Annotated in this window: 25 protein-coding genes, 1 tRNA gene and 1 pseudogene; 21 read left to right on the top strand and 6 right to left on the bottom strand. The window is 36.4% G+C overall.

The genetic code is table 11. The annotated features are described in order from the left end of the window. Positions 1–245: 245 nt before the first annotated feature. Positions 246–1,595 (bottom strand): AAA family ATPase, encoded by a 1,350-nt coding sequence (locus JP36_RS08375; RefSeq protein WP_052119475.1) that lies wholly within the window; start codon positions 1,593–1,595, stop codon positions 246–248. 273 nt (positions 1,596–1,868) lie between these two features. Here JP36_RS08375 and JP36_RS11860 point away from each other — a divergent pair, with 273 nt between their 5' ends. After that, positions 1,869–2,000 carry a hypothetical protein gene (locus JP36_RS11860; protein WP_013745100.1) on the top strand — a complete coding sequence of 44 codons (132 nt, stop codon included), beginning with the start codon at positions 1,869–1,871 and terminating at the stop codon, positions 1,998–2,000. Positions 2,001–2,305: 305 nt separating this feature from the next. Here the strand turns inward: JP36_RS11860 and ycaO are convergent, their stop codons facing one another. The 3 genes from ycaO to argR form a co-directional block, all read right to left on the bottom strand. Further along, positions 2,306–4,063 (bottom strand): 30S ribosomal protein S12 methylthiotransferase accessory factor YcaO, encoded by a 1,758-nt coding sequence (gene ycaO / locus JP36_RS08370; RefSeq protein ID WP_039173824.1) that lies wholly within the window; start codon positions 4,061–4,063, stop codon positions 2,306–2,308. A gap of 176 nt (positions 4,064–4,239) precedes the next feature. Further along, positions 4,240–5,130 carry a TIGR01777 family oxidoreductase gene (locus JP36_RS08365; RefSeq protein ID WP_039173823.1) on the bottom strand — a complete coding sequence of 297 codons (891 nt, stop codon included), beginning with the start codon at positions 5,128–5,130 and terminating at the stop codon, positions 4,240–4,242. 20 nt (positions 5,131–5,150) lie between these two features. Beyond that, entirely contained in the window at positions 5,151–5,615 is a 465-nt protein-coding gene (argR, locus tag JP36_RS08360; RefSeq protein WP_039173821.1) for a transcriptional regulator ArgR, read from the bottom strand. Between the two features lie 221 nt (positions 5,616–5,836). On the opposite strand from argR, the gene mdh reads away from it, so the two are divergent. The 8 genes from mdh (at position 5,837) to ruvC (ending at position 13,354) form a co-directional block, all read left to right on the top strand. Beyond that, complete coding sequence (mdh, locus tag JP36_RS08350) at positions 5,837–6,769, top strand: malate dehydrogenase (RefSeq protein ID WP_039173818.1); 933 nt, start codon at positions 5,837–5,839, stop codon at positions 6,767–6,769. A 162-nt stretch (positions 6,770–6,931) separates the two neighbouring features. Next, the gene (locus JP36_RS08345; protein ID WP_039173816.1) at positions 6,932–7,948 is read left to right on the top strand and encodes a branched-chain amino acid aminotransferase; all 1,017 of its coding nucleotides are present in this window, start codon (positions 6,932–6,934) and stop codon (positions 7,946–7,948) included. Positions 7,949–8,035: 87 nt separating this feature from the next. Next, on the top strand, positions 8,036–8,764 hold the full coding sequence (gene cmoA / locus JP36_RS08340) for a carboxy-S-adenosyl-L-methionine synthase CmoA (RefSeq protein WP_039173814.1): 729 nt from the start codon (positions 8,036–8,038) through the stop codon (positions 8,762–8,764). 96 nt (positions 8,765–8,860) lie between these two features. Continuing rightward, on the top strand, positions 8,861–10,630 hold the full coding sequence (aspS, locus tag JP36_RS08335; RefSeq protein ID WP_039173813.1) for an aspartate--tRNA ligase: 1,770 nt from the start codon (positions 8,861–8,863) through the stop codon (positions 10,628–10,630). 14 nt (positions 10,631–10,644) lie between these two features. Beyond that, the gene (locus JP36_RS08330; RefSeq protein WP_039173811.1) at positions 10,645–11,526 is read left to right on the top strand and encodes a DUF3298 domain-containing protein; all 882 of its coding nucleotides are present in this window, start codon (positions 10,645–10,647) and stop codon (positions 11,524–11,526) included. Positions 11,527–11,529: 3 nt separating this feature from the next. Further along, a complete protein-coding gene (nudB, locus tag JP36_RS08325; RefSeq protein WP_039173809.1) occupies positions 11,530–11,982 on the top strand; it encodes a dihydroneopterin triphosphate diphosphatase in 453 nt (150 codons plus the stop codon). Positions 11,983–11,994: 12 nt separating this feature from the next. Further along, entirely contained in the window at positions 11,995–12,738 is a 744-nt protein-coding gene (locus tag JP36_RS08320) for a YebC/PmpR family DNA-binding transcriptional regulator (protein WP_039173807.1), read from the top strand. 52 nt (positions 12,739–12,790) lie between these two features. After that, positions 12,791–13,354 (top strand): crossover junction endodeoxyribonuclease RuvC, encoded by a 564-nt coding sequence (ruvC, locus tag JP36_RS08315; protein ID WP_039173805.1) that lies wholly within the window; start codon positions 12,791–12,793, stop codon positions 13,352–13,354. Between the two features lie 242 nt (positions 13,355–13,596). Here ruvC and JP36_RS08310 read toward each other — a convergent pair. After that, a tRNA-Ser gene (locus tag JP36_RS08310) sits at positions 13,597–13,686 on the bottom strand. A gap of 220 nt (positions 13,687–13,906) precedes the next feature. Here JP36_RS08310 and dinB point away from each other — a divergent pair. The 3 genes from dinB (at position 13,907) to JP36_RS08295 (ending at position 16,547) form a co-directional block, all read left to right on the top strand. Further along, complete coding sequence (dinB, locus tag JP36_RS08305; protein ID WP_039173803.1) at positions 13,907–14,971, top strand: DNA polymerase IV; 1,065 nt, start codon at positions 13,907–13,909, stop codon at positions 14,969–14,971. A gap of 101 nt (positions 14,972–15,072) precedes the next feature. Then, positions 15,073–15,936: a protease HtpX gene (htpX, locus tag JP36_RS08300; protein ID WP_039173802.1), complete on the top strand. Its 864-nt coding sequence runs from the start codon at positions 15,073–15,075 to the stop codon at positions 15,934–15,936. A 74-nt stretch (positions 15,937–16,010) separates the two neighbouring features. Then, positions 16,011–16,547 (top strand): elongation factor P hydroxylase, encoded by a 537-nt coding sequence (locus JP36_RS08295; RefSeq protein WP_039173800.1) that lies wholly within the window; start codon positions 16,011–16,013, stop codon positions 16,545–16,547. Positions 16,548–16,553: 6 nt separating this feature from the next. Here JP36_RS08295 and can read toward each other — a convergent pair whose 3' ends face one another. Beyond that, positions 16,554–17,243: a carbonate dehydratase gene (gene can / locus JP36_RS08290; protein ID WP_039173798.1), complete on the bottom strand. Its 690-nt coding sequence runs from the start codon at positions 17,241–17,243 to the stop codon at positions 16,554–16,556. 119 nt (positions 17,244–17,362) lie between these two features. Here can and JP36_RS08285 point away from each other — a divergent pair, with 119 nt between their 5' ends. The 9 genes and pseudogenes from JP36_RS08285 to JP36_RS08245 all read left to right on the top strand — a co-directional run bounded on the left by JP36_RS08285 (position 17,363) and on the right by JP36_RS08245 (position 25,462). Further along, complete coding sequence (locus JP36_RS08285; protein WP_039089483.1) at positions 17,363–18,304, top strand: ABC transporter ATP-binding protein; 942 nt, start codon at positions 17,363–17,365, stop codon at positions 18,302–18,304. Further along, a complete protein-coding gene (locus tag JP36_RS08280) occupies positions 18,305–19,075 on the top strand; it encodes an ABC transporter permease (protein WP_013745083.1) in 771 nt (256 codons plus the stop codon). A 25-nt stretch (positions 19,076–19,100) separates the two neighbouring features. Next, positions 19,101–19,817: a molybdate ABC transporter permease subunit gene (modB, locus tag JP36_RS08275; RefSeq protein ID WP_013745082.1), complete on the top strand. Its 717-nt coding sequence runs from the start codon at positions 19,101–19,103 to the stop codon at positions 19,815–19,817. Then, complete coding sequence (modC, locus tag JP36_RS08270) at positions 19,810–20,865, top strand: molybdenum ABC transporter ATP-binding protein (RefSeq protein WP_039135871.1); 1,056 nt, start codon at positions 19,810–19,812, stop codon at positions 20,863–20,865. The genes modB and modC overlap by 8 nt, the downstream gene beginning before the upstream one ends. 44 nt (positions 20,866–20,909) lie before the next feature. Then, the gene (gene modA, locus JP36_RS08265; protein WP_039173796.1) at positions 20,910–21,668 is read left to right on the top strand and encodes a molybdate ABC transporter substrate-binding protein; all 759 of its coding nucleotides are present in this window, start codon (positions 20,910–20,912) and stop codon (positions 21,666–21,668) included. A gap of 187 nt (positions 21,669–21,855) precedes the next feature. Beyond that, positions 21,856–22,812: pseudogene (locus JP36_RS08260) on the top strand (ABC transporter permease). After that, complete coding sequence (locus JP36_RS08255; protein WP_039173794.1) at positions 22,805–23,770, top strand: iron chelate uptake ABC transporter family permease subunit; 966 nt, start codon at positions 22,805–22,807, stop codon at positions 23,768–23,770. The pseudogene JP36_RS08260 and the gene JP36_RS08255 overlap by 8 nt, the downstream one beginning before the upstream one ends. Beyond that, a complete protein-coding gene (locus JP36_RS08250) occupies positions 23,761–24,522 on the top strand; it encodes an ABC transporter ATP-binding protein (protein WP_039173792.1) in 762 nt (253 codons plus the stop codon). Before JP36_RS08255 ends, JP36_RS08250 begins: the two co-directional genes overlap by 10 nt. A gap of 31 nt (positions 24,523–24,553) precedes the next feature. After that, positions 24,554–25,462 carry a siderophore ABC transporter substrate-binding protein gene (locus JP36_RS08245; protein ID WP_039173790.1) on the top strand — a complete coding sequence of 303 codons (909 nt, stop codon included), beginning with the start codon at positions 24,554–24,556 and terminating at the stop codon, positions 25,460–25,462. The last annotated feature ends 190 nt before the right edge of the window (positions 25,463–25,652 follow it).

Genomic DNA, 25,652 nt, shown 5'->3' with positions numbered 1-25,652 from the left:
AGAAGATAAAAATATATTTTTATCATAATATCTTTCCATATTGAGTGATTTTATCTCTTTCTTGATTTTATTTTCTATTGTTTTTATCTTTTTATTTAGTTTTCTTGATAAAATTAATTCCTTTTCCGTGTGTATGGTTTTTTTGTCATTTTTTCTAAATAAAATGTCAGGTGTAAAAATTATAGGTATTTTAGAATAGAAAAAATCTTTTCTTAAATTAAGTGAAATAATAAATTCACTATTTTTTATTTTTTTATATTATACTCTGTCATTTCATTTCCTAAATAATCAATAGGGTGAAATAATTCATTAATTTTTCTATCTATAGGAATGTAAAAATTGATATGTTCTATTATATTAATATTTTTAGAAATAAGATTTTTAAAGTGTGGATTTATATGATCTAAAGTATTAATGTTAACAAAATAATATTCATTTCTATTTTCTAATACTACAGTGTGATATATATCTTCTTGATAATAATATAAATTTAAAATCTCTTTCTCTAATTTCTCTAAACTAAAGAGCTGAATAAAATCCGTGCCAGTTTTTTTATTAGCTTGAATGCTAATTATTAAATCAACAACCTCCGCAATATATTCCCGATTTTCTGGCGTTGTCCATAAACAATATTTGAGCAAAAACAAATCGGTAAAATTGGTTTCTATGCGATCATTACAAAAGGCAGAGGCTTTTAATAACATCGCTGCCCGTTGCCAACGGCGGTCAGACACATAGATAGATGGGATTTCTTCTTTCTCTTCCTCTGTATTTTCTTCGGTACTAGTGGTTTCTGCCGTGCCTTTCTTTGTTTTAGACGCTTTTTTCTTTTTCTCTTGCTCTGCTTGGCTCAACCGCTGGCGGATTTGCTGAATCACCTCAAGGGTTTCTTCGCTGAGTTGCACTTCTTGAATTTGCGGCCTCCATTGCTGCATTTCGTGATTGCTAATAATCAGATCTTGATCGATATACAATTTTTCTGCACTCGGCTTGCTATTGAGCAGTTGGTTGAAAGTGGCATTGTTTTGAATAGGCGGCACGAGCATACGCACAATAAAGCGATCATAAAGTGCTTCTAAGCCTTGATTTTCTTCAGGAATTTCATTAGATGCCGCAATCAAAGATTTCAACGGCACATCAATGCGGTCGCTCCCATTTTTGAATAAATGTTCATTAATAATCGTGAGCAAATTGTTCAAAATCGCAGGGCTAGATTTCCAAATTTCATCTAAGAAAGCAAAGTCTGCGGTGGGTAAATAGCCCTCAATCTGCCGTACATAATTATCCTCTTTTAACGCCTTAAGCGAAATCGGTCCAAAAATTTCTTCAGGGGTGGTGAAGCGGTTCATTAAACATTCAAAATAATTTTTGCTTTCAAAAGCACAGGCTAAACGGCGAGAAATCAGACTTTTCGCCGTCCCAGGTGGGCCATAAAGAAAGGTGTTATGCCCCGCAATTGCCGCCAACAAACTCACCGCAAGAATATGCTTCCGCTCGTGCATTCCCTGATTAAGCTGACGCAACAGTTTTTTCAATCTTGCCTGCTTCCCTTGCCCATCGATAACGTTGCTTTCTAAATAATATTGATTTTCCATTAAAATCCCTCTCTGTTTGTTAAGTTGAGCATTATTTTAATAGCACAATGAAAAATCCGTGCGTCAGGTTGTGTCGTGGATAAACTTTTTATAAAAAAGAAATAATTATGTGAATATTGAAGATAAAAAATAAATTTTTATTTTTTGTAAAATGCAAATTCAGAACTCGAACTTTATTAGACACCGAAAACATTAGAAGAGATTAAAAAGGCAGATGAGCAGAAAGAAAATAAAGCGGAAGCAGAAAAACCTATTTCAGTATCAAATATCATTATGAACGTTGCTACACCGCTTTTAGAAAAAATTGGATTTAATCTTGAATACGGTGGTAGTGCAGTTTCTGCTGATGGTATTAAGGGATCCGCTTACGAATATTACACACTGAAAGCAACCGCTAAACGTTAGCCAATTTGATTTACTATCTTTTATTTTAATCTTCACCTGAATAGTGATGATATTTTTAACAAAAAGGGATAATAAATAATGAAAAATGACTGAAAAAGCAATTACTAAGATATTATAAATCCTTACAAAAGGACAAGAGTGTTGATATTGTCTCTACTTTACAAACCAAGACTTTTATAATATGACCGTTTGGCATTAAAATTAATGATAAGAGCAGTTTTTGATACGGAGTTATACTTTAGTAATACAAAAATAGAAGCTTGTCAGCAACCTGAGGTGTGCCTTAAGCACACCTGATATGTTAATTAATAGAATACTTTTTTTGCTTTTTGTAGTTTTTCATATGCCTGTAATAATTTTTGATGTTCATTAAAATTAGATAATGTTTCATCGCTAGCTGGTAATAAAAAGAACGGATTGCCACCATTAATAGCATTCCAAGCAAAATCAACGGCTTTTTCACCATACATCCGATTAAATACTTCTCGATATTGTGCTGGATCACGATTTTCATCTAAAAATAACTCAAGGCTATTAATCAAAGCACGATAATAGTTAGCCTGTTCAGCATTAAAAATAGAGCTATTCATTTGGTATGTCCAAGTTGCCCATTCCAATGCGTTTTCTAAATCACCTAAGGCAAGATAAAGCATTGATTTTAATTCGCCAATACGTAATGTTTGCCAGCTGCTATTTTTCGGAGCGATGATACCAATAAATTCTCGTACACGCACTGCATCGTCAATCGCTTGTTCATCCAATTCTGCTAATAGTTCCTGATAAGTTTCTGGATCGTGATTGAAATTAGGTAGATCCAATATAATTTCACGCCAATCCATTCCCATATTGTTGTTGGCGTAAATTAAGTCGTCAGCCGGATAAATATCAGACATTCCCGGAACGATAATACGACAAGCGTAAACACCGAGATGTTGATAATCCATAATGTAGACCTCTTTATTTTCACGGTGGAACAGAGACATCAGATTTTCATATTCTTCAGCAGTTGTGCCGGAAAAATCCCAATGAACAAATTCATAATCGCTTTGTTGTTTGAATAAATCCCACGAAATCAAACCGCTGGAATCAATAAAATGAGTTTCTAAGTTAGCGTGATCGGCAACATCATCATTATTGAATGATGGCGGTGAAAAAACATCAAGATCTTTTAAACTCCTACCTTGTAATAATTCAGTAACAGTACGCTCCAATGCGACTTCAAAGTTAGGATGGGCACCGAAAGAGGCAAAACAAGTGCCGTTATGAGTGTTAAGTAACACCACGCAAATAACTGGATATTGTCCACCTAATGAGGCATCAAATGCGTAAATAGGAAAACCTTCTTCCTCTAATTTAGCAATCGATGCGTGCACAGAGGGATATTGATCCAATACTTGTTTTGGAATTTGTGGCAAACTGATTGCTTCGGCAATGATTTTGTTTTTTACATAACGTTCAAAAACTTCTGATAACCCCTGCACGCGAGCTTCATTTTGTGTGTTACCCGCAGACATTCCGTTAGACACATAGAGATTATTGATGATTGCTTGTGGAATATAGATTGTTTTTTGATCGGATTGGCGTACATAAGGTAATGCAACAATACCTCGTTCATCATTACCGGATTGAATATCGACCAATAGATCCGGTGTTAGTTCCTGATTTGGATCAAAATAATCCAGCAACTGATTATCAAGAATACCATTCGGTAGTAATTCCGGATCCTCAATTGGGAACCATTTTTCATTCGGATAATGAACAAACTCACTGTCAGCAATGTTTTTGCCTAAATAGTAATCAGAGAAAAAGTAGTTGGTGGAAAGACGTTCAAAATATTCACCTAAAGCGGATGCAAGAGCCGCTTTTTTACTGGCACCTTTGCCGTTGGAAAAGCATTGCGGACACTCTTTATCACGAATGTGTACCGACCAGACATTAGGCACCGGATTAAGCCAAGAGGCCTCTTCAATATTGAAACCGAGATTTTTTAATTTTTGTTGGAAGTTGGAAATAGAATCTTCCAAAGCGGCATCTTTGCCTAAAATAAAAGTTTGTTCTGTCATACATTATCCTTATTTTGTTATTGTTAGTAATTACAGCGTTTTAATGCATTGAAAAAGATTAAAATAGATTTGTTTTCGATTTGAATAAAAGAGATGAAAACAAAAAAGATGTAGCGATAGTACGGGAGATTTGATCCTCCCGCAAGCTATTTCAGTGATTACCAATATTTAAACAATCAGTTTTTCAGAATTTTGTTTAAGGCATCTGCTAAGGTTGGCAGCGTGAATTGAAAACCGGCTTTTAGCAGTTTTTCTGGATAAACTTTCTGACTATTTAGCAATAATGAGGCTTGCTCGCCTAGAATTAAGCGTAATAACCACGCAGGAACGTGGCAGATAGCAATACGCTTCATCAGTTTTGCTAAAGTTTTATTGAATTCCTGATTGCTGACCGGATTTGGTGAAACTAAATTAAAAGCACCGCTGCACTGAGGGTTTTTTAATAGAAAAATAATCGCATTAACCATATCCGGAAGACTGATCCAAGACCAAATCTGTTGACCATTACCTAATTTACCGCCAAACCAGTGATTATATAACGGTAGAATTTTTGCTAACAGACCGCCGTAACTGCCTAATACTAAGCCGGTACGTAATAAACAGACTCGTGTATTCGCTTGTAAAGCGGTATTTTCCCATTGTTTGCAGAGTTGACCTTGAAAATCATTAGCAGCAGGCATTTTTTCCGTGAGTGTAGTTTGATTATTATGCCCATAATAACCAGTAGCAGAGCCGGAAATAAAGGTATGTGGTGGTTGATTGCTTCTGTTAATCAGTTCAACCAATTGCTGTGTAATATGTACACGGCTATCGATCAAACATTTCTTTTGTTCATTATCCCAAGGTTTATCAAAAATAGGCTCGCCGGCAAGGTTAATTACAGCGTCAAATGTATCTAAATTCTTGAAAGATGATAAAGAAGAAAGAATAGTTGTTTTGGTGGAAAATTGAGAACGATATATTTCTGGTGAACGAGAAATGAGCGTAATTTGATTCCCTTCACTTTCGAGCTGTTTCAATACCGCTCGACCAATAAAACCTGTACCGCCTGTAATTAGTATATTCATACTCTTCCCCATTTGTGAAATTATAGAGAATCGTTGAATAATGCTTGAATATTCTCTATAAGTTGATCAATTTGAATATCTCTTGTCGGCGACACGAAAATGGTGTCATCGCCGGCAATAGTTCCTAAAATACCTTCAGCTTTACTGACGGAATCTAATAAGCGTGCAATTAATTGCGCCGCTCCTGGACTGGTTTTAATCACAATAAGGTGGTTATTGTGATCGATATCTAGTACTAAATTTTTTAATGGGCTGGAGGTTGTCGGCACGCTTAACTCATTCGGTAGACAATAAACCATTTCCATTTTTGTGTTTCTAGTCCGCACTGCACCAAATTTTGCTAACATCCTTGAAACCTTGGATTGATTAATATTTTTAAAGCCCATATCGGTTAAAGCGTTGACAATTTCACTTTGTGAACTGAATTTTTCTTCTGCTAATAAAGATTTAAATGCTGAAAATAATTTTTCTTGTTTATTTTCCATAGTAACCAAGATAAGAATTGCATAAAAATGCAGAAATGAAGATTAAATTGGAATTATACTGCATAAAAATAGTTGAGTGGTATTTTTTCTGAAAATAAATCAAACTTTTGTTAGAAAATGTGGCATAGCTCTCAATATTGAATTTATTTGTTTGAAAATTTGTTACAGTAGGCATAGAATTTCTTCATTAATTATTTATCTAACCATTAAGGAGTATACAAATGAAAGTTGCTGTTTTAGGTGCGGCAGGCGGAATTGGTCAAGCATTATCTTTATTATTGAAACTACAATTGCCGGCAGGTTCTGATTTGGCGTTATATGATATCGCTCCGGTTACTCCGGGCGTGGCAGTTGATGTAAGCCACATTCCGACAGCGGTTACTGTTAAAGGTTTTGCCGGTGAAGATCCGACTCCTGCGCTTGAAGGTGCGGATGTTGTATTAATTTCAGCAGGTGTAGCACGTAAACCTGGTATGGATCGTTCTGATTTGTTCAATATCAATGCTGGTATCGTGAAAAACTTAATTGAAAAAGTAGCTGCAACTTGTCCAAAAGCTTGTGTCGGTATTATTACTAATCCGGTAAATACTACTGTGGCAATTGCTGCAGAAGTGTTGAAAAAAGCTGGTGTTTACGACAAACGTAAACTTTTCGGTGTGACCACTTTGGATACTCTTCGTTCAGAAACTTTTGTGGCTGAATTGAAAAATGTTGATGTTAGCAAAGTACAAGTTCCGGTTATTGGAGGTCACTCAGGTGTAACTATTCTCCCATTATTATCACAAGTTCATTATGTTGAATGGAAAGAGGAAGAGATCGAACCGTTAACAAAACGTATCCAAAATGCTGGTACAGAAGTTGTTAATGCAAAAGCTGGTGGTGGTTCTGCAACATTATCTATGGCTCAAGCAGCTGCACGTTTCGCATTATCACTTATTCGTGCATTAAATGGTGAAAAAGTAGTTGAATGTACTTATGTTGAAGGTAACGGTGAATATGCACGTTTCTTCGCACAACCTGTTCGTTTAGGTAAAGAAGGGGTTGAAGCCTTATTACCGATTGGTCCATTGAGTGAATTTGAAAAAGCAGCAGTTGAAGCAATGTTGCCGACTTTAAAAGCAGACATTGAATTAGGTGAAAATTTTGTTAAATAAAATTCTCCTTAACGCTTGATAATAAAAAGTGCGGCTGATAAAAGTCGCACTTTTTGTTTTTGCTTATAAAAAGCCCACTCTCAGTTAGAAATACTTGCAAAGCCGTTATTATGGTGTAGATTAATATCTAATTTTTAGGACACAACAAATTAAGGAAGAATTATGAAAGATATTGACTGGAAAAATTTGGGCTTTGGTTATATCAAAACCGATTATCGCTACATCGCACATTGGAAAGATGGTAAATGGTCAAAAGGTGAACTGACTAAAGATAATCAACTTGTTCTGCACGAAGGTTCGCCGGCATTGCATTATGGTCAGCAATGTTTTGAAGGGTTAAAAGCCTATCGTTGCAAAGACGGTTCAATTAATCTATTCCGTCCGGATGAAAATGCAAAACGTATGCAGCGCAGTTGTGATCGTCTTTTAATGCCACACGTGCCAGTAGAAATGTTTATTGATGCTTGTAAGCAGGTCGTTAAAGCTAATGAAGAATGGGTAGCACCTTATGGTACCGGAGCGACACTTTATTTGCGCCCATTATTGATTGGCGTTGGCGAAAATATCGGCGTGCATCCGGCGAAGGAGTATATTTTTACCGTGTTCTGTTGTCCGGTAGGCGCTTATTTTAAAGGTGGATTAAAACCTACAAACTTTATTGTTTCTAATTATGATCGGGCAGCTCCGCAAGGTACTGGTGCTGCGAAAGTGGGAGGCAACTATGCAGCGAGTTTGCTTCCGGGAGCTGATGCACACAAACGTAATTTTAGTGATTGTATTTACCTTGATCCGGCCACACACACTAAAATTGAAGAAGTCGGCTCAGCTAATTTCTTTGGTATTACGAAAAACAACGAATTTATTACACCATATTCACCATCCATTTTGCCTAGTATTACAAAATATTCATTGCTTTATCTTGCAGAAAAACGCTTAGGCTTAAAAGCAATTGAAGGCGATGTTTATATTAATCAGTTGGATCAGTTTACTGAAGCAGGTGCGTGTGGTACTGCTGCCGTGATTAGCCCGATTGGCGGTATTCAGTATGGTGATGATTTCCACGTGTTCTATTCTGAAACTGAAGTTGGTCCGGTTACCCAAAAACTTTATAAAGAATTGACCGGCATTCAATTCGGCGATATTGAAGCACCGGAAGGTTGGATTTTCAAAGTCGAATAAATTTTATAGGGTGGGTCGTTCCGCGACCTACCCCAATTTCCCCCATTATATTTTTGAGTTAAAAAGTTTACTTTCCTATTTATCCATATGTCTAAAGATACAATTTTTTCCGCACCTATTGAAAAATTGGGTGATTTTACTTTTGATGAGCGTGTCGCTGAAGTTTTTCCTGATATGATTCAACGCTCAATTCCGGGATATTCTAATATTATTACGGCTATTGGAATGTTGGCGGCTCGTTTTGTGCAACCGCAAACACAGGTTTATGATCTGGGGTGTTCTCGTGGTGCAGCAACATTATCTGTACGCCGTAACGTTCATTGTGATGGCGTTAAAATTATTGGTATTGATAATTCTGAAGCTATGGTACAACGCTGTCGACAACATTTAGCCGCTTATCATAGCGAGGTGCCGGTTGAAATTTTTTGTGACGATATTCGTACAGTAGACATCCAGAATGCATCAATGGTTGTGTTGAATTTTACATTACAATTTATTCCACCGGAAGATAGAGAAGCATTACTAACTAAGATTTATCAAGGTTTAAATTCGGGGGGAATTTTAGTGTTATCGGAAAAATATCGTTTTGAAGATGATATAGTCAATGACCTTTTGATTGATTTGCACCACGAATTTAAGCGAGCTAATGGCTATAGTGAATTGGAAGTAAGTCAGAAACGTACTGCATTGGAAAATGTGATGAAGACTGATAGCATCGAACATCAAAAGAAACTTTTGCAACATATAGGTTTCAATCATATTGAAATGTGGTTTCAATGTTTTAACTTTGGTTCTATGCTTGCAATTAAAGCGTAAACAGGCTATTTTCCAATTCAAAGTAGGGTTGATTTTCGCTATAATCGCCCGAATCAAATTATTTTAGCTAAATTATATACAACAAGGATTTATTTTATGATGCGTTCACATTATTGCGGTGCATTAAATCGCAGCCATATTGGTCAGGAAGTTACTCTTAGTGGTTGGGTTCATCGTCGTCGTGATTTAGGCGGTTTAATTTTTATCGATATGCGTGATCGTGAAGGAATTGTACAAGTTTTTATCGATCCAAAAAATCAACAAGCTTTTGAAAAAGCGGCAAATTTACGCAGTGAATATTGTATTCAAATTAAAGGACAAGTAATAGCCCGTCCAGAAAACCAAATTAATAGAAATATGGTGACTGGTGACGTGGAAGTTTCTGCAACTGATGTTTTGATTTATAACGCTTCTGAGGTTTTACCTCTAGATTTCAATCAAAATAATACAGAAGAACAGCGTCTTAAATACCGTTATTTGGATTTACGTCGACCAGAAATGGCACAACGTTTAAAAACACGTGCCAAAATTACTAGTTATGTACGCCGTTTTATGGACAGCCACGGCTTCTTAGATATTGAAACGCCAATGTTGACTAAAGCAACACCAGAAGGTGCACGTGATTATCTTGTGCCAAGTCGTGTGCATAAAGGCAAATTCTATGCATTACCACAATCTCCGCAGCTGTTTAAACAGCTATTAATGATGTCTGGCTTTGATCGTTATTATCAAATTGTAAAATGTTTCCGTGATGAAGATTTACGTGCTGATCGTCAGCCTGAATTTACACAGATTGATGTGGAAACCTCATTCCTTACTGCACCGGAAGTGCGTGCCATTATGGAAGAGATGATTCACGGTTTATGGCTGGAAATTTTAGGTGTTGATTTAGGTACATTCCCAATTATGACTTATGCGGAAGCAATGCGTCGTTTCGGCTCTGATAAACCAGATTTGCGTAATCCATTGGAAATGGTGGATGTTGCTGATTTATTAAAAGAAGTTGATTTTAAAGTATTTAGTGGACCAGCAAATGATCCTAAAGGTCGTATTGCGGCTATTCGTGTACCGAATGGTTCACATATTACTCGTAAACAAATCGATGAGTATACCCAGTTTGTTACTATTTATGGTGCGAAAGGTTTAGCGTGGATGAAAGTCAATGATGTTAATGCCGGTATTGATGGTATTCAAAGTCCGATTGCTAAATTCTTATCTGCAGAGGTTGTTACAGCGTTACTTGAACGTTTACAAGCACAAAGCGGCGATATTATTTTCTTCGGTGCTGATAGTTACAAAGTAGTTACGGATGCAATGGGGGCATTACGGTTAAAATTAGGTCGTGATTGTGGCTTAACTCAATTAGATCAATGGGCTCCTTTATGGGTAATTGATTTTCCAATGTTTGAAGACGATGGTGAAGGTGGTTTGGCGGCAATGCACCATCCATTCACTTCACCAGCACACGTTACCCCTGAAGAATTGGAAAAATCACCGGTTGATGCAGTTGCCAATGCGTATGATATGGTGATTAATGGCTACGAAGTGGGAGGTGGTTCCGTTCGTATTTTTGATCCAAAAATGCAACAGACAGTTTTCCGTATTCTAGGTATTGATGAACAGGAACAATATGAAAAATTCGGCTTTTTGCTTGATGCATTGAAATATGGTACACCTCCGCACGCTGGTTTAGCATTCGGTCTTGACCGCTTGACAATGTTGTTGACAGGTACGGAAAATATTCGTGATGTTATTGCATTCCCTAAAACTACTGCAGCAGCCTGCTTGATGACCGAAGCGCCTAGTGTAGCAAATCCGGCGGCGTTGCAGGAATTATCAATCCAAGTAGTTAAGGCGAAAGACTAAACAAAGGAGATATAATGAATCTCATTAAATGGAGCTTGTTGGGAATTGCTGGCTTAGCGCTGTTTTCTTGTAAAGAAAGTAATGCTGCAGAAGCGGTAAGTTCATTGCCGGTTGATAAGGAAGTTGTTCCAGTAGTTATTGCACAGCCTGAGCCATTTTTACAGGCTGAGAAATGTATAAAGGAACGTTGTTATCAGATGGATCTTTATACATTAAAGACAAATATTGATTGGATTGATCCTTATTTTCAAAAGGCTGCGCGTTCACTATTAAAATTTGATAGTTATACACTTTCTGATAGAGAAATTGAAGAAAAGCAGGCACAATGGGATAAATTGCCCGTTGATAAATTGAAAAAGGAATTTATAGCAAATGTTGAACGATTGTTTGATAGTAATGAGGGGATGCCTGTAGGATATTCATTAGAATATAAACCACGGTTTCTTGCACAAAATAACCAATTGGCAATGTTTGTGACTTATTACTATGCCTTTACCGGTGGAGCTCACGGTATTTATGGTACAAGTTTTTATAATTTTGATTTAAAAACAAAAAAATTATTAGATTTGGATGATATTTTGTTACCGGGTAAACAACGAGAATTTTCCGAATTACTGAGAGATGCCTATCTTGAATATATTTCTGTAGCGGAATCTGAACCGGATCAGGCAAAAGCGGAGAAACGCCTTTTAGAAAGAGAAGATAGTGGGTGGATTGCAGAACCGACAAATAATTTTGCATTTGCTTATAACGGCTTATTATTGGATTATTTTCCTTATATGTTGGGCAGTTTTGCGGAAGGCGAGATCCAATTGTTAATTCCATATTCAAGATTAATCGATATTGTTAAGCCAGAATATTTATTTAATACCACTAAAACGACTATTTCTGAATAAATGATGAAATATAAACACCCTGAATCGGTTTTAGTTGTGGTATATTGTCGCACCACAAAACGTGTCTTGATGTTGCAACGTAAAGACGATCAGGATTTTTGGCAATCGGTATCAGGCAGTTTGGAACCGGGAGAAACTCCATTACAGGCTGCACAGCGAGAAGTATTCGAAGAGTTGCAATTGGATATTTCTAAACTTCCGTTTAAATTAAACGATTGTCATTATGAAGTTGATTTTGAAATCTTTGCCCAATTTCGGCAACGTTATGCCCCTAATGTAACGCATTGTCATGAATATTGGTTTACTTTGCCGTTGAATGAAGAGCAGAATGTTATATTAAGTGAACATCTGGCTTATCGTTGGGTTGAAGCAGACGAGGCAGTTAAGATGACGAAATCTTGGAATAACGCGCAAGCGATAGAGAAATTTGTAATATATCAACCTATTGAAAATTAAAGAGGATTTTTCATGGCTGGTCATAGTAAATGGGCTAATATTAAACACCGCAAAGCGGCACAAGATGCACAACGCGGTAAAATTTTTACTAAATTAATTCGTGAGTTGGTTACTGCAGCTAAATTAGGTGGTGCGGACGTAGGAGCAAATCCACGCTTGCGTACAGCAGTGGATAAGGCATTATCCAATAATATGACTCGTGATACTATTAATCGTGCAATTCAACGTGGTGCTGGTGGCGGCGATGATACCAATATGGAATCTATTGTTTACGAAGGTTATGGCCCAGGTGGTACAGCAATTATCGTTGAGTGCTTAACGGACAATCGTAAACGTACTGTTTCTGAAGTGCGTCACGCTTTTACTAAATCTGGCGGTAACTTGGGAACGGATGGTTCGGTAGCATATTTATTTACTCGTAAAGGGTTAATTTTAATTAATGAGGCGGATGAAGATGCGTTAATGGAAGCAGCAATTGAGGCTGGTGCGGATGATGTTCAGCCTCAAGATGACGGCAGTTTTGAAATTTATACAGCTTGGGAAGGATTGGGGGCTGTTCGTGATGCTTTGGAAAAGGCTGGTTTCAAAATTGATGAAGCTGAAGTAACAATGATCCCTTCAACTACTGCAGAATTGGATGTGGAAACTGCACCAAAATTAATGCGTTTAGTTGATATGTTAGAAGATTGTGATGATGTTCAGAACGTTTATCACAATGGTGATATGAGCGATGAAGTTGCTGCAACTTTAGAATAATTTAACTTTTAAAAATAGGGCGAATTCGCCCTATTTTTTTATTTTTTCTGTTATGTCAATTATTCTTGGTATTGACCCCGGTTCTCGCTTAACCGGATATGGTGTGATTAAACAACAGGGTAAACAACTGACCTATTTAGGCAGCGGTGTGATTCGTACTGCTGTGGATGATCTGCCGACCCGATTGCAACGGATTTATAGTGGCGTAACGGAAATTATTACGCAATTTCAACCTGATATGTTATCTATTGAACAGGTTTTTATGGCAAAGAATGCCGATTCAGCATTAAAGTTAGGGCAGGCTAGAGGTGTGGCGATTGTAGCTGCAACAAATCAAAATTTGCCTGTATTTGAATATGCTGCCAGATTAGTGAAACAAACTGTTGTTGGTATTGGTTCGGCGGATAAAAAGCAAGTGCAACATATGGTCACCAAAATTTTGCATTTGTCCGCATCTCCACAAGCAGATGCTGCTGACGCGTTAGCGATTGCAATTACGCACGCACATACTATGCAACATTCGTTGCAGGTAGCGATAACAACACAATCAACATTAAGCGCCAATACGGCGTTACTGAAGACACGTTATAGTCGAGGGCGTTTTAGATTGAAATAGTGTTTAGTCTTTTTATTATCTTCATAATTTTTATTCAATATTTTACTATCCTTTGTGACTTGCCATAGAAAATGTTAGAAATTTACCGTATTTAAACGAAGAGGCTTTATAGCATTTCATTTAGATAGTCATTGACATTGAGAACGATTAAATAAGCAGTGGTGGCGGCAAGGTTGGCATAAAGAGTAAAAACAAAAAACCGTAAGTTATTTTTCAAACTTACGGTTTTTTAAGAAATGAGATGGCGGAGGAAAAGAGATTCGAACTCTTGGAGGACGTAAATCCTCGCCGGTTTTCAAGACCGGTGCCTTCAACCACTCGACCATTCCTCCGCAGGATAGCTTGTTTTCAGCGGTGTGAATAATACGGATTTCAAAATGGTAAGTCAAGTAATGAAAATCATATTTTGAATAGTTGCTTGATTATTAGTCATAAAATGCTAGTGATTGGTTTTTACTTATTCAAAATAGAGAAGTTAAGTAGTAAACAACTGTATTTTTATACAGTATTGTGTAAAATGTTTTATATCTATTAACTTAATAAGAAAACATAATGACAGTGCAAAAAATTATTCATATTGATATGGATTGTTTTTATGCGGCAATAGAAATTCGAGATAATCCAGCTTTAGCTAATCAGCCTGTCGCCGTTGGTGGTTTGCCCCAACAACGTGGCGTTTTAGCAACGTGTAACTATATTGCAAGGCGTTATGGATTGCATAGTGCAATGTCCAGTGCACAGGCATTGAGGCGTTGTCCTGATTTAATTTTGTTACCGGTTAATATGCCACTATATAAAGAGGTATCACGGCAATTACATCACATTTTTCAACGGTATACTGATATTATTGAACCGCTTTCATTAGATGAAGCTTATTTGGACGTAACGGCATCTAATGCCTATTCTGGATCGGCAACTTGGATCGCACAGGCAATTAGGCACGATATTGAGAAGGAACTCCATTTAACTGCGTCAGCCGGTGTTGCACCATTAAAATTTTTAGCCAAAATAGCTTCTGAGAAAAATAAACCGAATGGAATGTTTGTTATTTCACCAAGTGAAGTGGATGAATTTGTAAAAAATTTAACGCTATCTAAAATTCCCGGTGTGGGGAAGGTGGTAACAGAAAAACTATCTGCAATGGGGCTAATAACTTGCGAGGATGTGCGGCATTTTCCAAGACATATATTGTATGATCAGTTAGGTAAAATAGGGGAACGGATTTGGCAATTTAGTCACGCTAATGATGGAAGGCGAGTACAGCCATATAGAGAGCGAAAATCAATTGGAGTTGAGGAAACATTAATAGTTGATTTGGCTGAATTATCACAAAGTTTGTCGACAGTTGAAAAATTATATCAACAGTTGATAGAACGTTTGCATCGTTACTCTGTTAATATTTCAGAACAATCTTTTAAATTAGGCGTAAAGCTAAAATTTTCTGATTTTCAAATTACAACAGTAGAAAAAAGTGGATTGATGTGTGAATTTTGGAATTTTCAGCAACTGTTAGAGATTGCCTGGCAGCGAAGTTACGGGCGAAAAGTGCGTTTAATCGGTCTGAACCTTCATTTGCCATCACCACATCAACAGCAGCAAATGAGTCTTTGGGATTAATTTTGAATAAAAAAATTTTTTAAACTCTTGAAAATTGATAAAGAAATGCTATATAAAAGCACAATTTGCACAGAAGCATTATGAAAAGGAGAAGATCGTATATGATGCGTATTGCTTTATTTTTAATCACAAATATGGCTGTTTTATTTGTGTTTAATATTATTCTAACGCTCACGGGTATTCGAGCTCAAGAAGCGACAGGGTTGTTAATTTTTGCTGCATTATTTGGTTTCAGTGGTTCATTAATTTCATTATTTTTATCAAAAACAATGGCAAAACGTGCTGTTGGCGCTGAAGTAATTGTAAATCCACAAAATGAAACAGAACGTTGGTTGATTCATACTGTTAAGCAACAGACTGAAAAACTTGGTTTACCAATGCCGGAAGTAGCGATTTATCACTCTGCGGATGTAAATGCATTTGCTACTGGAGCAAGTAAAAATAATTCTTTGGTTGCAGTAAGTACTGGTCTATTGAACAGTATGACAAGAGATGAAGCGGAAGCTGTGTTGGCTCACGAAGTGAGCCATATCGGTAATGGTGATATGGTAACAATGACATTGTTACAAGGTGTATTGAATACGTTTGTAATTTTCCTTTCACGTTTAATTGCCAGTGTGGCGGCGCAAAGCCGTAGTAGCAATGAGGAAAGTAGCTCAAATTCAGGTATCTACTTTCTTGTATCAATGGTATTAGAAATCGTATTTGGTTTCTTAGCCAGTATTATTGCAATGTGGTTCTCACGTTATCGTGAGTTTCACGCAGATGCCGGATCAGCTCGGCTTGTAGGGAAAGAAAAAATGATTGCAGCATTGCGTCGTTTACAATCAATTCACGAGCCGGAAGAGCTTAACGGTCAGTTGGCGGCATTTGCTATCAATGGTAAAAGCAGTGGGCTGGCAAGTTTATTTATGAGTCACCCACCATTAGAAAAACGTATTGAAGCGTTACAAAATTTAAAATAATCAGTTAAATTGCTTGTTGATTAATGCCTTAATTAGTGTAATTAAGGCATTAATTGTTTTTTAGGGAAGGCATAATGGAACATAAAATAGAAGATTTAATGGCAATTTTTAATCACTGTTTTTATGAAGAATATAATACAAAATTAGAAAAAGGTGGGGATGAACCTGTCTATTTGCCTGCAACGAAAGTACGACCTTATCACGCAATCTGTTTTGCACGAGGATTTTATAGCAGTGGTTTACACGAAATAGCGCATTGGTTGGTTGCAGGTAAAGCACGGAGAGAGTTGGTAGATTTTGGCTATTGGTATGAGCCTGATGGACGTAGCGAAGATCAGCAAAGAGAATTTGAAAAAGTAGAGGTAAAGCCGCAAGCTTTGGAATGGATTTTAGCTAATGCAGCTGGTTTTCGTTATTTTGCTAGTGTTGATAATTTAAATGGTAATCCTGGGAATACACAACCTTTTAAGCAAGCCGTATATCAACAAGTTTGTAACTATGTGGAAAAAGGGCTACCAAAAAGAGCGGAAAAACTTCGCCTCGCATTAGCAAAATTTTATCAACGACCATTAGAGATTAATCTTGCCGAATTTGATGTCGACAAGATTTAAGATTTTCTATTTGAGTTTGGAATCTGGTACTGATTGTGGTTGATCAACATATTCTAAGAGTAATTTGGCAATAGCTTGGCGGTAAGTGATCTCCAATGTTTCTCGACTAGTAGCGATTACACCTTGATCGATGAGAAAACCGTCACTAACATCGTAAACCCAACCGTGAAGTGAGAGTTTTTTGCCACGATTCCAAGCAGAGCGTACGATAGAAGACATTCCCAAGTTATAGACCTGCTCGGCAACATTAATTCTGGTTAAAACATCTGCACGTTGTTCCGGTGACAATTTTCCTAATAGATGGCTATGTTTGAACCAAATATCGCGAATATGTAGTAGCCAGTTATTAATTAAACCAAGTTCTTGGTTACTGATCGCTGCGTGAATGCCGCCACAATTGGTATGACCGCAAATAATGATATGCTCAATATCGAGTACATCAACGGCATATTGCACTACGGACAGACAGTTCAGATCAGTATGGATAACTTGATTGCCGACATTGCGATGTACAAACAGTTCTCCAGGACCTAAATTTGTTAGTTTTTCGGCAGGAACGCGGCTATCGGAGCAGCCAATCCAAAGGTAAGTCGGTTTTTGATGTTCGGCAAGTTGAGCAAAGTAATCTGCGTGTTGCTCTTTCATTTCTGTTGCCCATTTGAAATTGTTGGCAAACAGCTGTTCGATTTTCTTCATTGTTACACCTTAATCTTGAAGATATGTTATTATTGTCGAGCATTTTGCATTATACCGATAAAATCCTACCTGCCTATGACATTTTCATCAACAATAAGAAAATAATTGAAGGATCATTAATGTTTGCATTAGAAATTAAGCAATTAACAAAATCATACCGCAATGGTTTTAAAGCCTTGCACGGTATTGATCTTACTGTAAAAGAGGGTGATTTTTATGCATTGCTCGGGCATAACGGTGCCGGAAAATCTACCACAATTGGTATTATCAGCTCTTTGGTCAATAAGACGAGTGGTCAAGTAAAAGTGTTCGGTTATGATTTAGATACTCAACAGAGTGAGTTGAAAAAACAGCTGGGCGTTGTACCTCAAGAATTTAATTTCAATAATTTTGAGAAAGTGATTGATATTTTGACTAATCAAGCCGGCTATTACGGAGTGCCTCGTCAGGAAGCTTTAAAAAGGGCGGAAATTTGGCTAAAAAAACTGGATTTATGGGATAAGCGTTATCAAAAATCGATGCAGTTATCCGGCGGTATGAAACGCCGTTTAATGATTGCTCGTGCCTTGATGCATAAACCTCGTCTATTAATTTTGGATGAACCGACTGCCGGTGTGGATATCGAATTACGCCGTACTATGTGGCAATTTTTACAAGAACTGAATCAACAGGGAACCACGATTATTTTAACTACGCACTATTTAGAAGAGGCGGAAATGCTGTGCCGAAATATTGGCATTATTCAGCAGGGGAGATTAGTTGTAAATACCTCGATGAAATCTCTGTTATCAAAATTGGAAACGGAAACGTTCATTTTGGATCTTGCGCATAGCGTATCTGAGGTGAAATTAAGTGATTATGCCGTGAAAATTGTCGATCCTGTCACGTTAGAGGTGGAAGTACATCGTGAACAGGGATTAAACGGGCTCTTTCTTGAACTGGCAAAACAGGATATTACGGTGTTAAGTATGCGTAATAAGGCAAATCGATTAGAAGAGTTGTTCGTCAGTATGGCGTTAAATAAATCAGATGCGGATAAAGCAAAACAGGAGGGAGTATAAATGTCGTCACTGTCTTGGGTTGCCTATAAAACCATTTTACGCAAAGAAATTCAACGATTTATGCGTATTTGGGTACAGACTTTAGTGCCGCCGGTGATCACGATGATGCTCTATTTTGTGATTTTCGGAAAATTAATCGGTGGGCGGATCGGTGAAATGAATGGCGTAAGTTATATGCAATTTATTGTGCCGGGATTAATTATGATGTCGGCAATCACCAATTCATTCGCGAATGTCGCTTCATCTTTTTATAGTACAAAATTTGCACGTAACGTTGAGGAGTTATTGGTATCGCCTACTTCACCACATATCATCATTTTAGGTTATATTTCCGGCGGAATGGCAAGAGGCATTTTTGTTGGTTTTTTGGTTACCTTAGTTTCCCTCTTTTTTGTCCGTTTTGATGTCTATTCTTGGGTCGTTATTCTCTGTATTTTGTTGATGACCACGGCAACATTCTCGTTAGGCGGTTTAATTAATGCGGTGTTTGCACGTTCATTTGATGATACTTCTATTATTCCGACTTTCGTTTTAACGCCGCTAACTTATTTGGGCGGAGTTTTTTATTCTATTTCGTTATTACCGGAATTTTGGCAATGGGTATCTAAATTAAACCCGATCGTTTATATGATTAACGGTTTTCGTTATGGCTTTTTAGGCATCAGCGATGTGTCGCTGCATTACACTTTCAGTGTATTGGCGTTGTTTATTGCAATCTTATATTGCTTTGTTTATCAATTAATTAAACGCGGCGTTGGTCTAAGAAACTAAGTGATGGCTTGAAGGGAAATTCTGTATGGATTGGTTAAACTATTTTATGTTTACGCCACAACAAGTGAAAGCATTATGGCTAAGTTTGGAAGTGGCGCTGAATGCAATGCTATGGAGTTTGCCTTTTGCAATTTTTATTGCTTGGTTATTGGCGCGAAAACAGTTTTGGGGTAAATCATTGCTTAATAGTTTGGTCTACTTGCCGTTAGTGTTGCCACCGGTGGTGATTGGTTATTTATTGTTGGTGGTGATGGGAAGAAAAGGCATCATTGGGCAATATCTGTTTGATTGGTTTGGTTTATCGTTCGCTTTTAGCTGGCGAGGTGCGGTGTTAGCTTCAGCGGTAGTGGCATTTCCATTGGTTGTACGTTCAATTCGGCTTTCATTAGAGAATATTGATCCGCATTTAGAATTAACGGCAAGAACATTAGGTGCTTCGCCAAAACGCGTATTTTTTACCATTACATTGCCATTGGCATTGCCGGGGGTATTGGCTGGAATGGTGTTAGGCTTTGCGCGCTCTTTGGGCGAATTTGGTGCAACGATTACCTTTGTTTCCAATATCGTTGGGCAAACGCAAACCATTCCATTAGCGATGTACGCCTTTATTCAAACACCGGGGGCAGAGGATCAAGCCTTTAAACTATGCTTACTTTCTATAATGTTATCCTTGAGTTCATTAGCATTATCAGAATGGTTGGCGCGTTATATGTACAAAAAATTAGGGCAACGTTATGCTTGAATTACGGATTAAAAAACAGTTTCCTGATATTCAGATAGAGCTTGATCTGCAGTTGCCGACACAGGGTATCACAATGTTGTTCGGGCGTTCCGGAGCCGGAAAATCTTCGGTGTTAAATATGATTGCGGGGTTGAGTCATATTGATCAGGGATATATTTGCTTGCAGAACAATAGGTTAGTTGATACCGCACAACAGATTAACTTGCCCATTGAACAACGTCATATCGGCTACGTTTTCCAGGAAGCACGTCTATTCCCTCATTATCGCGTTAAAGGAAATTTAACCTACGGTATGAAATCTTTTTCAAAAGAAAAGTTTAATGCGATTGTAGAGTTATTAGGATTATCACAACTTTTAAATCGTTATCCGATAACCTTGTCAGGAGGTGAAAAACAGCGTGTTGCTATTGGTCGAGCCTTGCTTTCCGAACCAAAATTATTATTGATGGATGAGCCTTTATCCGCACTGGATATTCCGAGAAAACAGGAGTTAATGCGCTATTTGCAGCGATTAGTGCAAGAAATTGATATTCCAATTCTTTATGTTACGCATAGTTTGGATGAATTGAAAACATTGGCGGATCGTGTGGTGTTATTAGAGAACGGCAAAGTGGCAGCGTTTTCTGATATTGAAACTATTTGGAATAGTGGCGTATTAAGAGAGTGGCAAAGAGAACAAGCAAAACAGTGGCTATTCCCGGCAACAGTGACAGCGAATAAAGAGAACCTTGTTTGTGTAGAATTAGCTCAACAACCGTTAGCGATTCCAACCATATCGAAAATCGATGTTGGTTGCTCGGTAAAATGTTTGATTAGCCAGCGTGATCTGGTTTTAAGCTCACAGCCGATAGCAAATAGCAGCATTCCATATTGTTTGCAAGGAACGATTCAGACGATAAAAGCCAATAGTGCCGGAAGTACTGTGATTGTTTGTCTGTCTGATGATATGGTGATTGATATTCCCGTTAAGCAACAACTTTCGTCAATATTCGTTGCGCAACAAATGGTTTATATCTATTTGTTAGATATACAGATTTTACTTAAGTAGCAATAGTTAGAAAATTTATTCATCACAAGAAAAGGAGAACGGTAATGTTTAGAAAGTTATTAATTACTTCATTATTTTCCATCGCTACAATGTATGCATATGCAGAACAGGTGACGGTTTTTGCTGCGGCATCAATGACCAATGCGTTGCAGGATATTGCTCAACAGTATAAACAAAACTCGCCGAAAGATGAGATTGTCTTCTCTTTTGCATCATCGTCAACATTAGCAAAACAGATTGAAGAGGGAGCACCGGCAAATATTTTTATCTCTGCTAATACAAAATGGATGAATTATTTGAAAGAGAAAGGGTTGTTGCTAAAAGATTCAGACCGTGTATTGGTCGGTAATGATTTAGTGATGATCGCTAATCAAGAGAGCCATTTGCAGCAAATTGATATTGCAAAAGGGGATTGGATACAAGCGTTGCAGCATAGTTTTCTTTCTGTCGGTGATCCTGATCACGTTCCGGCAGGGCAATATATGAAAGCGGCGACAACAAAACTTGGTCTGTGGGATAAGATCGAATCTAAATTGGCTCGAGGCAAAGATGTACGAGCAGCGCTTGCCTTAGTGGAAAGAGATGAAGCTCCTTTAGGCGTGGTGTATGGAACTGATGCGAAGCAAAGTGAAAAAGTAAAGGTCGTGGGTATTTTCCCAGCAGGTAGTTACCCTAAAATTGAGTATCCGGCAGCGTTAATTAGAGGCAATGATAGTGAAGCTGCAAAAGCATTTTTTAGCTATTTGCAGACAGAATCTGCCTCAAAAGTGTTTGAAAAATATGGATTTAGTGTATATAACTAATTGATATCAGAATTTTTTCTTAGAGAAATACTACTTTGTAAATTGAAATACCATAGTTTATTTTTTGTGAAAACCCTGTTATTTCCAATGGATAACAGGGTTATTTTTTACTTGAAATTCATTTCCTATCGTGGCAATATTCTTTCAAAAAATAAGAATTGTTATCATTTATTAGAAGCGGTATAAAATGATGATTCAACGACGATATCTATTGTTATTATTAGTAGTATTATCAATCATTTCTTTATTAATTGGTGTGAGTTCTGTCACTATTAGCGGTTTACTACAGTTTAATGCTGAACAATGGCAAATTTTATTGATTAGCCGCATTCCACGTTTAATTAGTATATTGATTGCCGGTGCTGGTTTAAGCATTTGTGGCTTAATTATACAACAACTTAGTCGTAATCGCTTTGTTTCACCAACCACCGCCGGAACGATGGATTGTGCGCGATAAGGTGTTTTATTAGCTATTCTTTGCTTTCCTGATGCTTCAATGTTATTAAAATCGGCTATTGCAATTATTGCAGCATTTGCCGGCTCATTGTTATTTATGACTTTATTGTCAAAACTAAAATTTACTGATGTTATTTTTGTACCGTTAGTTGGCATTATGTTTGGCAATATTATTAGTTCTATGACCGCTTTTATCGCTTATCAACAAGACCTATTACAAAATTTATCTGCTTGGTTACAAGGTGATTTTTCTTTGATTATGAGTGGAAGATATGAAATGCTTTATATCAGCATACCAACAATATTATTTGCTTATATTTATGCACAACGTTTTTCCATTATTGGAATGGGAGAAGAATTTGCCACTAATCTAGGATTAAATTATAAACAGGTACTTTATTTAGGGTTGGCTATTGTTTCTATTGTATCGTCAATTGTTATTGTTACCGTAGGAGTTATTCCCTTTTTAGGATTAATTATCCCCAATATTGTTGCCTTATATTTAGGAGATAACTTACGCAATACTTTGTCTCATACTGCATTATTAGGAGCTATTTTCGTATTATTTTGCGATATTCTTGGACGCATTGTGATTTATCCTTATGAAATTTCGATTAATGCAGTAGTTGGCGTTTTTGGTAGTGCTATTTTCCTCTATTTATTATTTAAAAGGTATCGTAATGCGTAATATTTTCTCTTGCCGTTTAAAGATTATATTATTGATTGTAGTTGCGATTGTTGTAACTGTTTTTTATTTGCTATACCAATTACCAAATCGTTGGGAATATGCATTAACACATCGAAGTTTATCTTTATTAGCTATTATTGTTACTGGTATAGCAATAGCATTATCAACAATGCTGTTTCAAGCATTGGTTAATAACAGAATTTTAACGCCAAGTGTGTTAGGTTTAGATTCATTATATCTGTTTATACAAACTGCAATAATATTTTTTTCAGGATCAGCAACACTATTTGCCATTGATTCTATTGGACTCTTTTTCTTTTCAAGTGCAGTAATGTTGTTATTTGCGTTAGTTTTATATCAATTGTTATTTAGACAAGAACAGCAAAATATGTTTTTCTTATTATTAGTAGGAATAGTATTTGGTACATTATTCCAAAGTATGACGATTTTTATGGAAGTATTGATTGATCCTAATGAATTTCAAATTGCACAAGATATTGGTTTTGCTAGTTTTAACCGAATTAATAGCAATATTTTATGGATTGCAACAATAATGATTATAGCTATTTCTCTTTTTAGTATCCGTTATTTTAGGGTTTTGGATGTATTATCACTTGGACGTGATCAAGCAATAAATTTAGGTGTCAATTATCAACGAATAACTAAACAGTTATTAGTTATAGTAACATTATTAATATCAGTAGCAACTGCATTGGTTGGCCCTATTACCTTTTTAGGTTTATTGGTTATGAATATTACTTTTGAATTTATGCCGAAATATCAGCATAGATGGTTGATTCCTACTTCTATTTTAATAGCAATTATTGTATTGGTATTAGGGCAGTTTATTGTTTCACAATTACTTACCTTTAAAACAACATTGAGTATTTTGGTTAATTTTATCGGTGGAGTTTATTTTATTTATTTATTACTTAGGACAAATAAACAATGGCAATAGAATTAAGAAATATTAGTAAACAGTTCGGACAGCAAAAAGTAGTGGATGATGTGTCATTGATTATTCCGGAAGGAAAAATAACTGCATTTATCGGTCCGAATGGTGCAGGAAAAAGTACTTTACTGGCGATTATTAGTAGGTTATTGATGTCGGATACAGGTGAAGTAATTTTAAATGGAATTCCTTTACAACAACAGTCGAGTGAAAACATTGCACGTCAACTGGCGATTTTAAAACAGAGTAATCATATTCCATTACGTCTAACCATTGAAGAATTAGTTTCTTTTGGTCGTTTCCCATATAGTAAAGGAAGATTAAATTCAGAAGATCATAATGCAATTGCTCATGCTATTGATTATATGAATTTAAATGAATTGAAACATAAACAAATTCATTTACTAAGTGGTGGACAACGGCAACGGGCTTATATTGCAATGACATTAGCTCAGGATACGGATTATATTTTATTGGATGAGCCACTTAATAACCTAGATATGAAACATTCTGTACAAATTATGCAAGTGTTACGTCAGTTAGTAGAAAAATTAGGAAAGACAGTCGTAATAGTTATTCACGATATTAATTTTGCTTCTTGTTATGCTGATAATATTATTGCGATGCAGCAAGGAAAATTAGTTGCTGAGGGAGCAGTGGATAATATTATGAGAACAGATGTTTTAGCAAATATTTATGATATGCATATTCCAATTCAACAAATTAATGGGCAAAGAATTGCAACTTATTTCCGTTAAATTTAAAACATCGATATTTAAGGAGAAAATGATGAAAAAATCATTAAAATTTGTTATTGGCTTACTAGGCTTTCTTATTGGTACTTCTGCTTATGCAGCGGATATAACAGTCGATTCGGTAATAGGTAAGCAGACTATTCCACAAGATACGAAGCGCATTGTGGTGTTAGATTTTGGTGTAGCGGATACATTACGGGAATTAAATGCCGAAGATCGTATTGTCGGTATTCCTAAATCTTCAGCGTTACCGGCTTATTTAGAGTCATTTAAATCAGATAAATTTGAGAATGTGGGGTCTTTGCCTGAACCAGCATTTGAAAAAATTAATGAATTAAATCCGGATTTAATTATTGTTTCCGGTCGTCAACAAAAAATGTTGGATCGTTTTAAAGAGATTGCTCCGGTATTTTATTATCAGAATGATTACAACAATTATTACCCATCATTAGTCAATAATTTAGAAATTCTAGGAAAAATTGTAAATAAAGAGGAAGTTGTAAAACAGAAAATTACAGAATTGAATAAAAAAGTGGATGAATTAAATAAATTCACTAAAGGAAAAAACGCTTTATTAATATTGGTTAATGAAAATCGCATTAGTGCTTATGGTGATACTTCTCGTTATAGTTTGGTATATCAAAAATTTGGTTTTACACCGGTAGATAAAAATATCAAATCATCTACCCACGGTATGAGTGTCGGTTTTGAGTATATTGTTGAAAAAAATCCAGATTATTTATTGGTAGTAGATCGTACAGCTGCAATTACTGATAAAAAGGATAATGCAAAAATTGTATTGAATAATGATTTAATTAAGAAAACAAAAGCTTATCAACAAAATCATATTATTTATTTAAATGCAGCAAATTGGTATTTGGCATTTGGCGGATTAAAAGCAACAGAAAATATGATTTCTGAATTAGAACAGGCAATACAATAATTTCTGTTATAAGTTAGAGCCACTGTGATTTGATCTGCACCCCAAAAGTTGGACTTATTATCCAACAGACAAAGGTGCAGATTTTTTATGACTAAATATAACCAAACATTTAAACAACAAGTGGTAGATTTCTACTTTCAACACGAGGAAAGTCTTTCTTTAACCTGTCGTACATTTACCGTGTCTAAAC

Source organism: Gallibacterium genomosp. 1 (assembly GCF_000771875.1).
Taxonomy (GTDB): domain Bacteria; phylum Pseudomonadota; class Gammaproteobacteria; order Enterobacterales; family Pasteurellaceae; genus Gallibacterium.
This window is presented reverse-complemented; position numbering and strand designations above follow the sequence as displayed.

Bases quoted from the DNA above. Each gene is read 5' to 3' on its own strand.
- JP36_RS08375 (WP_052119475.1), bottom strand. From the start codon at position 1,595: ATGGAAAATCAATATTATTTAGAAAGCAACGTTATCGATGGGCAAGGG.
- JP36_RS11860 (WP_013745100.1), top strand. From the start codon at position 1,869: ATGAACGTTGCTACACCGCTTTTAGAAAAAATTGGATTTAATCTTGAA.
- ycaO (WP_039173824.1), bottom strand. From the start codon at position 4,063: ATGACAGAACAAACTTTTATTTTAGGCAAAGATGCCGCTTTGGAAGAT.
- JP36_RS08365 (WP_039173823.1), bottom strand. From the start codon at position 5,130: ATGAATATACTAATTACAGGCGGTACAGGTTTTATTGGTCGAGCGGTA.
- argR (WP_039173821.1), bottom strand. From the start codon at position 5,615: ATGGAAAATAAACAAGAAAAATTATTTTCAGCATTTAAATCTTTATTA.
- mdh (WP_039173818.1), top strand. From the start codon at position 5,837: ATGAAAGTTGCTGTTTTAGGTGCGGCAGGCGGAATTGGTCAAGCATTA.
- JP36_RS08345 (WP_039173816.1), top strand. From the start codon at position 6,932: ATGAAAGATATTGACTGGAAAAATTTGGGCTTTGGTTATATCAAAACC.
- cmoA (WP_039173814.1), top strand. From the start codon at position 8,036: ATGTCTAAAGATACAATTTTTTCCGCACCTATTGAAAAATTGGGTGAT.
- aspS (WP_039173813.1), top strand. From the start codon at position 8,861: ATGATGCGTTCACATTATTGCGGTGCATTAAATCGCAGCCATATTGGT.
- JP36_RS08330 (WP_039173811.1), top strand. From the start codon at position 10,645: ATGAATCTCATTAAATGGAGCTTGTTGGGAATTGCTGGCTTAGCGCTG.
- nudB (WP_039173809.1), top strand. From the start codon at position 11,530: ATGAAATATAAACACCCTGAATCGGTTTTAGTTGTGGTATATTGTCGC.
- JP36_RS08320 (WP_039173807.1), top strand. From the start codon at position 11,995: ATGGCTGGTCATAGTAAATGGGCTAATATTAAACACCGCAAAGCGGCA.
- ruvC (WP_039173805.1), top strand. From the start codon at position 12,791: ATGTCAATTATTCTTGGTATTGACCCCGGTTCTCGCTTAACCGGATAT.
- dinB (WP_039173803.1), top strand. From the start codon at position 13,907: ATGACAGTGCAAAAAATTATTCATATTGATATGGATTGTTTTTATGCG.
- htpX (WP_039173802.1), top strand. From the start codon at position 15,073: ATGATGCGTATTGCTTTATTTTTAATCACAAATATGGCTGTTTTATTT.
- JP36_RS08295 (WP_039173800.1), top strand. From the start codon at position 16,011: ATGGAACATAAAATAGAAGATTTAATGGCAATTTTTAATCACTGTTTT.
- can (WP_039173798.1), bottom strand. From the start codon at position 17,243: ATGAAGAAAATCGAACAGCTGTTTGCCAACAATTTCAAATGGGCAACA.
- JP36_RS08285 (WP_039089483.1), top strand. From the start codon at position 17,363: ATGTTTGCATTAGAAATTAAGCAATTAACAAAATCATACCGCAATGGT.
- JP36_RS08280 (WP_013745083.1), top strand. From the start codon at position 18,305: ATGTCGTCACTGTCTTGGGTTGCCTATAAAACCATTTTACGCAAAGAA.
- modB (WP_013745082.1), top strand. From the start codon at position 19,101: ATGGATTGGTTAAACTATTTTATGTTTACGCCACAACAAGTGAAAGCA.
- modC (WP_039135871.1), top strand. From the start codon at position 19,810: ATGCTTGAATTACGGATTAAAAAACAGTTTCCTGATATTCAGATAGAG.
- modA (WP_039173796.1), top strand. From the start codon at position 20,910: ATGTTTAGAAAGTTATTAATTACTTCATTATTTTCCATCGCTACAATG.
- JP36_RS08255 (WP_039173794.1), top strand. From the start codon at position 22,805: ATGCGTAATATTTTCTCTTGCCGTTTAAAGATTATATTATTGATTGTA.
- JP36_RS08250 (WP_039173792.1), top strand. From the start codon at position 23,761: ATGGCAATAGAATTAAGAAATATTAGTAAACAGTTCGGACAGCAAAAA.
- JP36_RS08245 (WP_039173790.1), top strand. From the start codon at position 24,554: ATGAAAAAATCATTAAAATTTGTTATTGGCTTACTAGGCTTTCTTATT.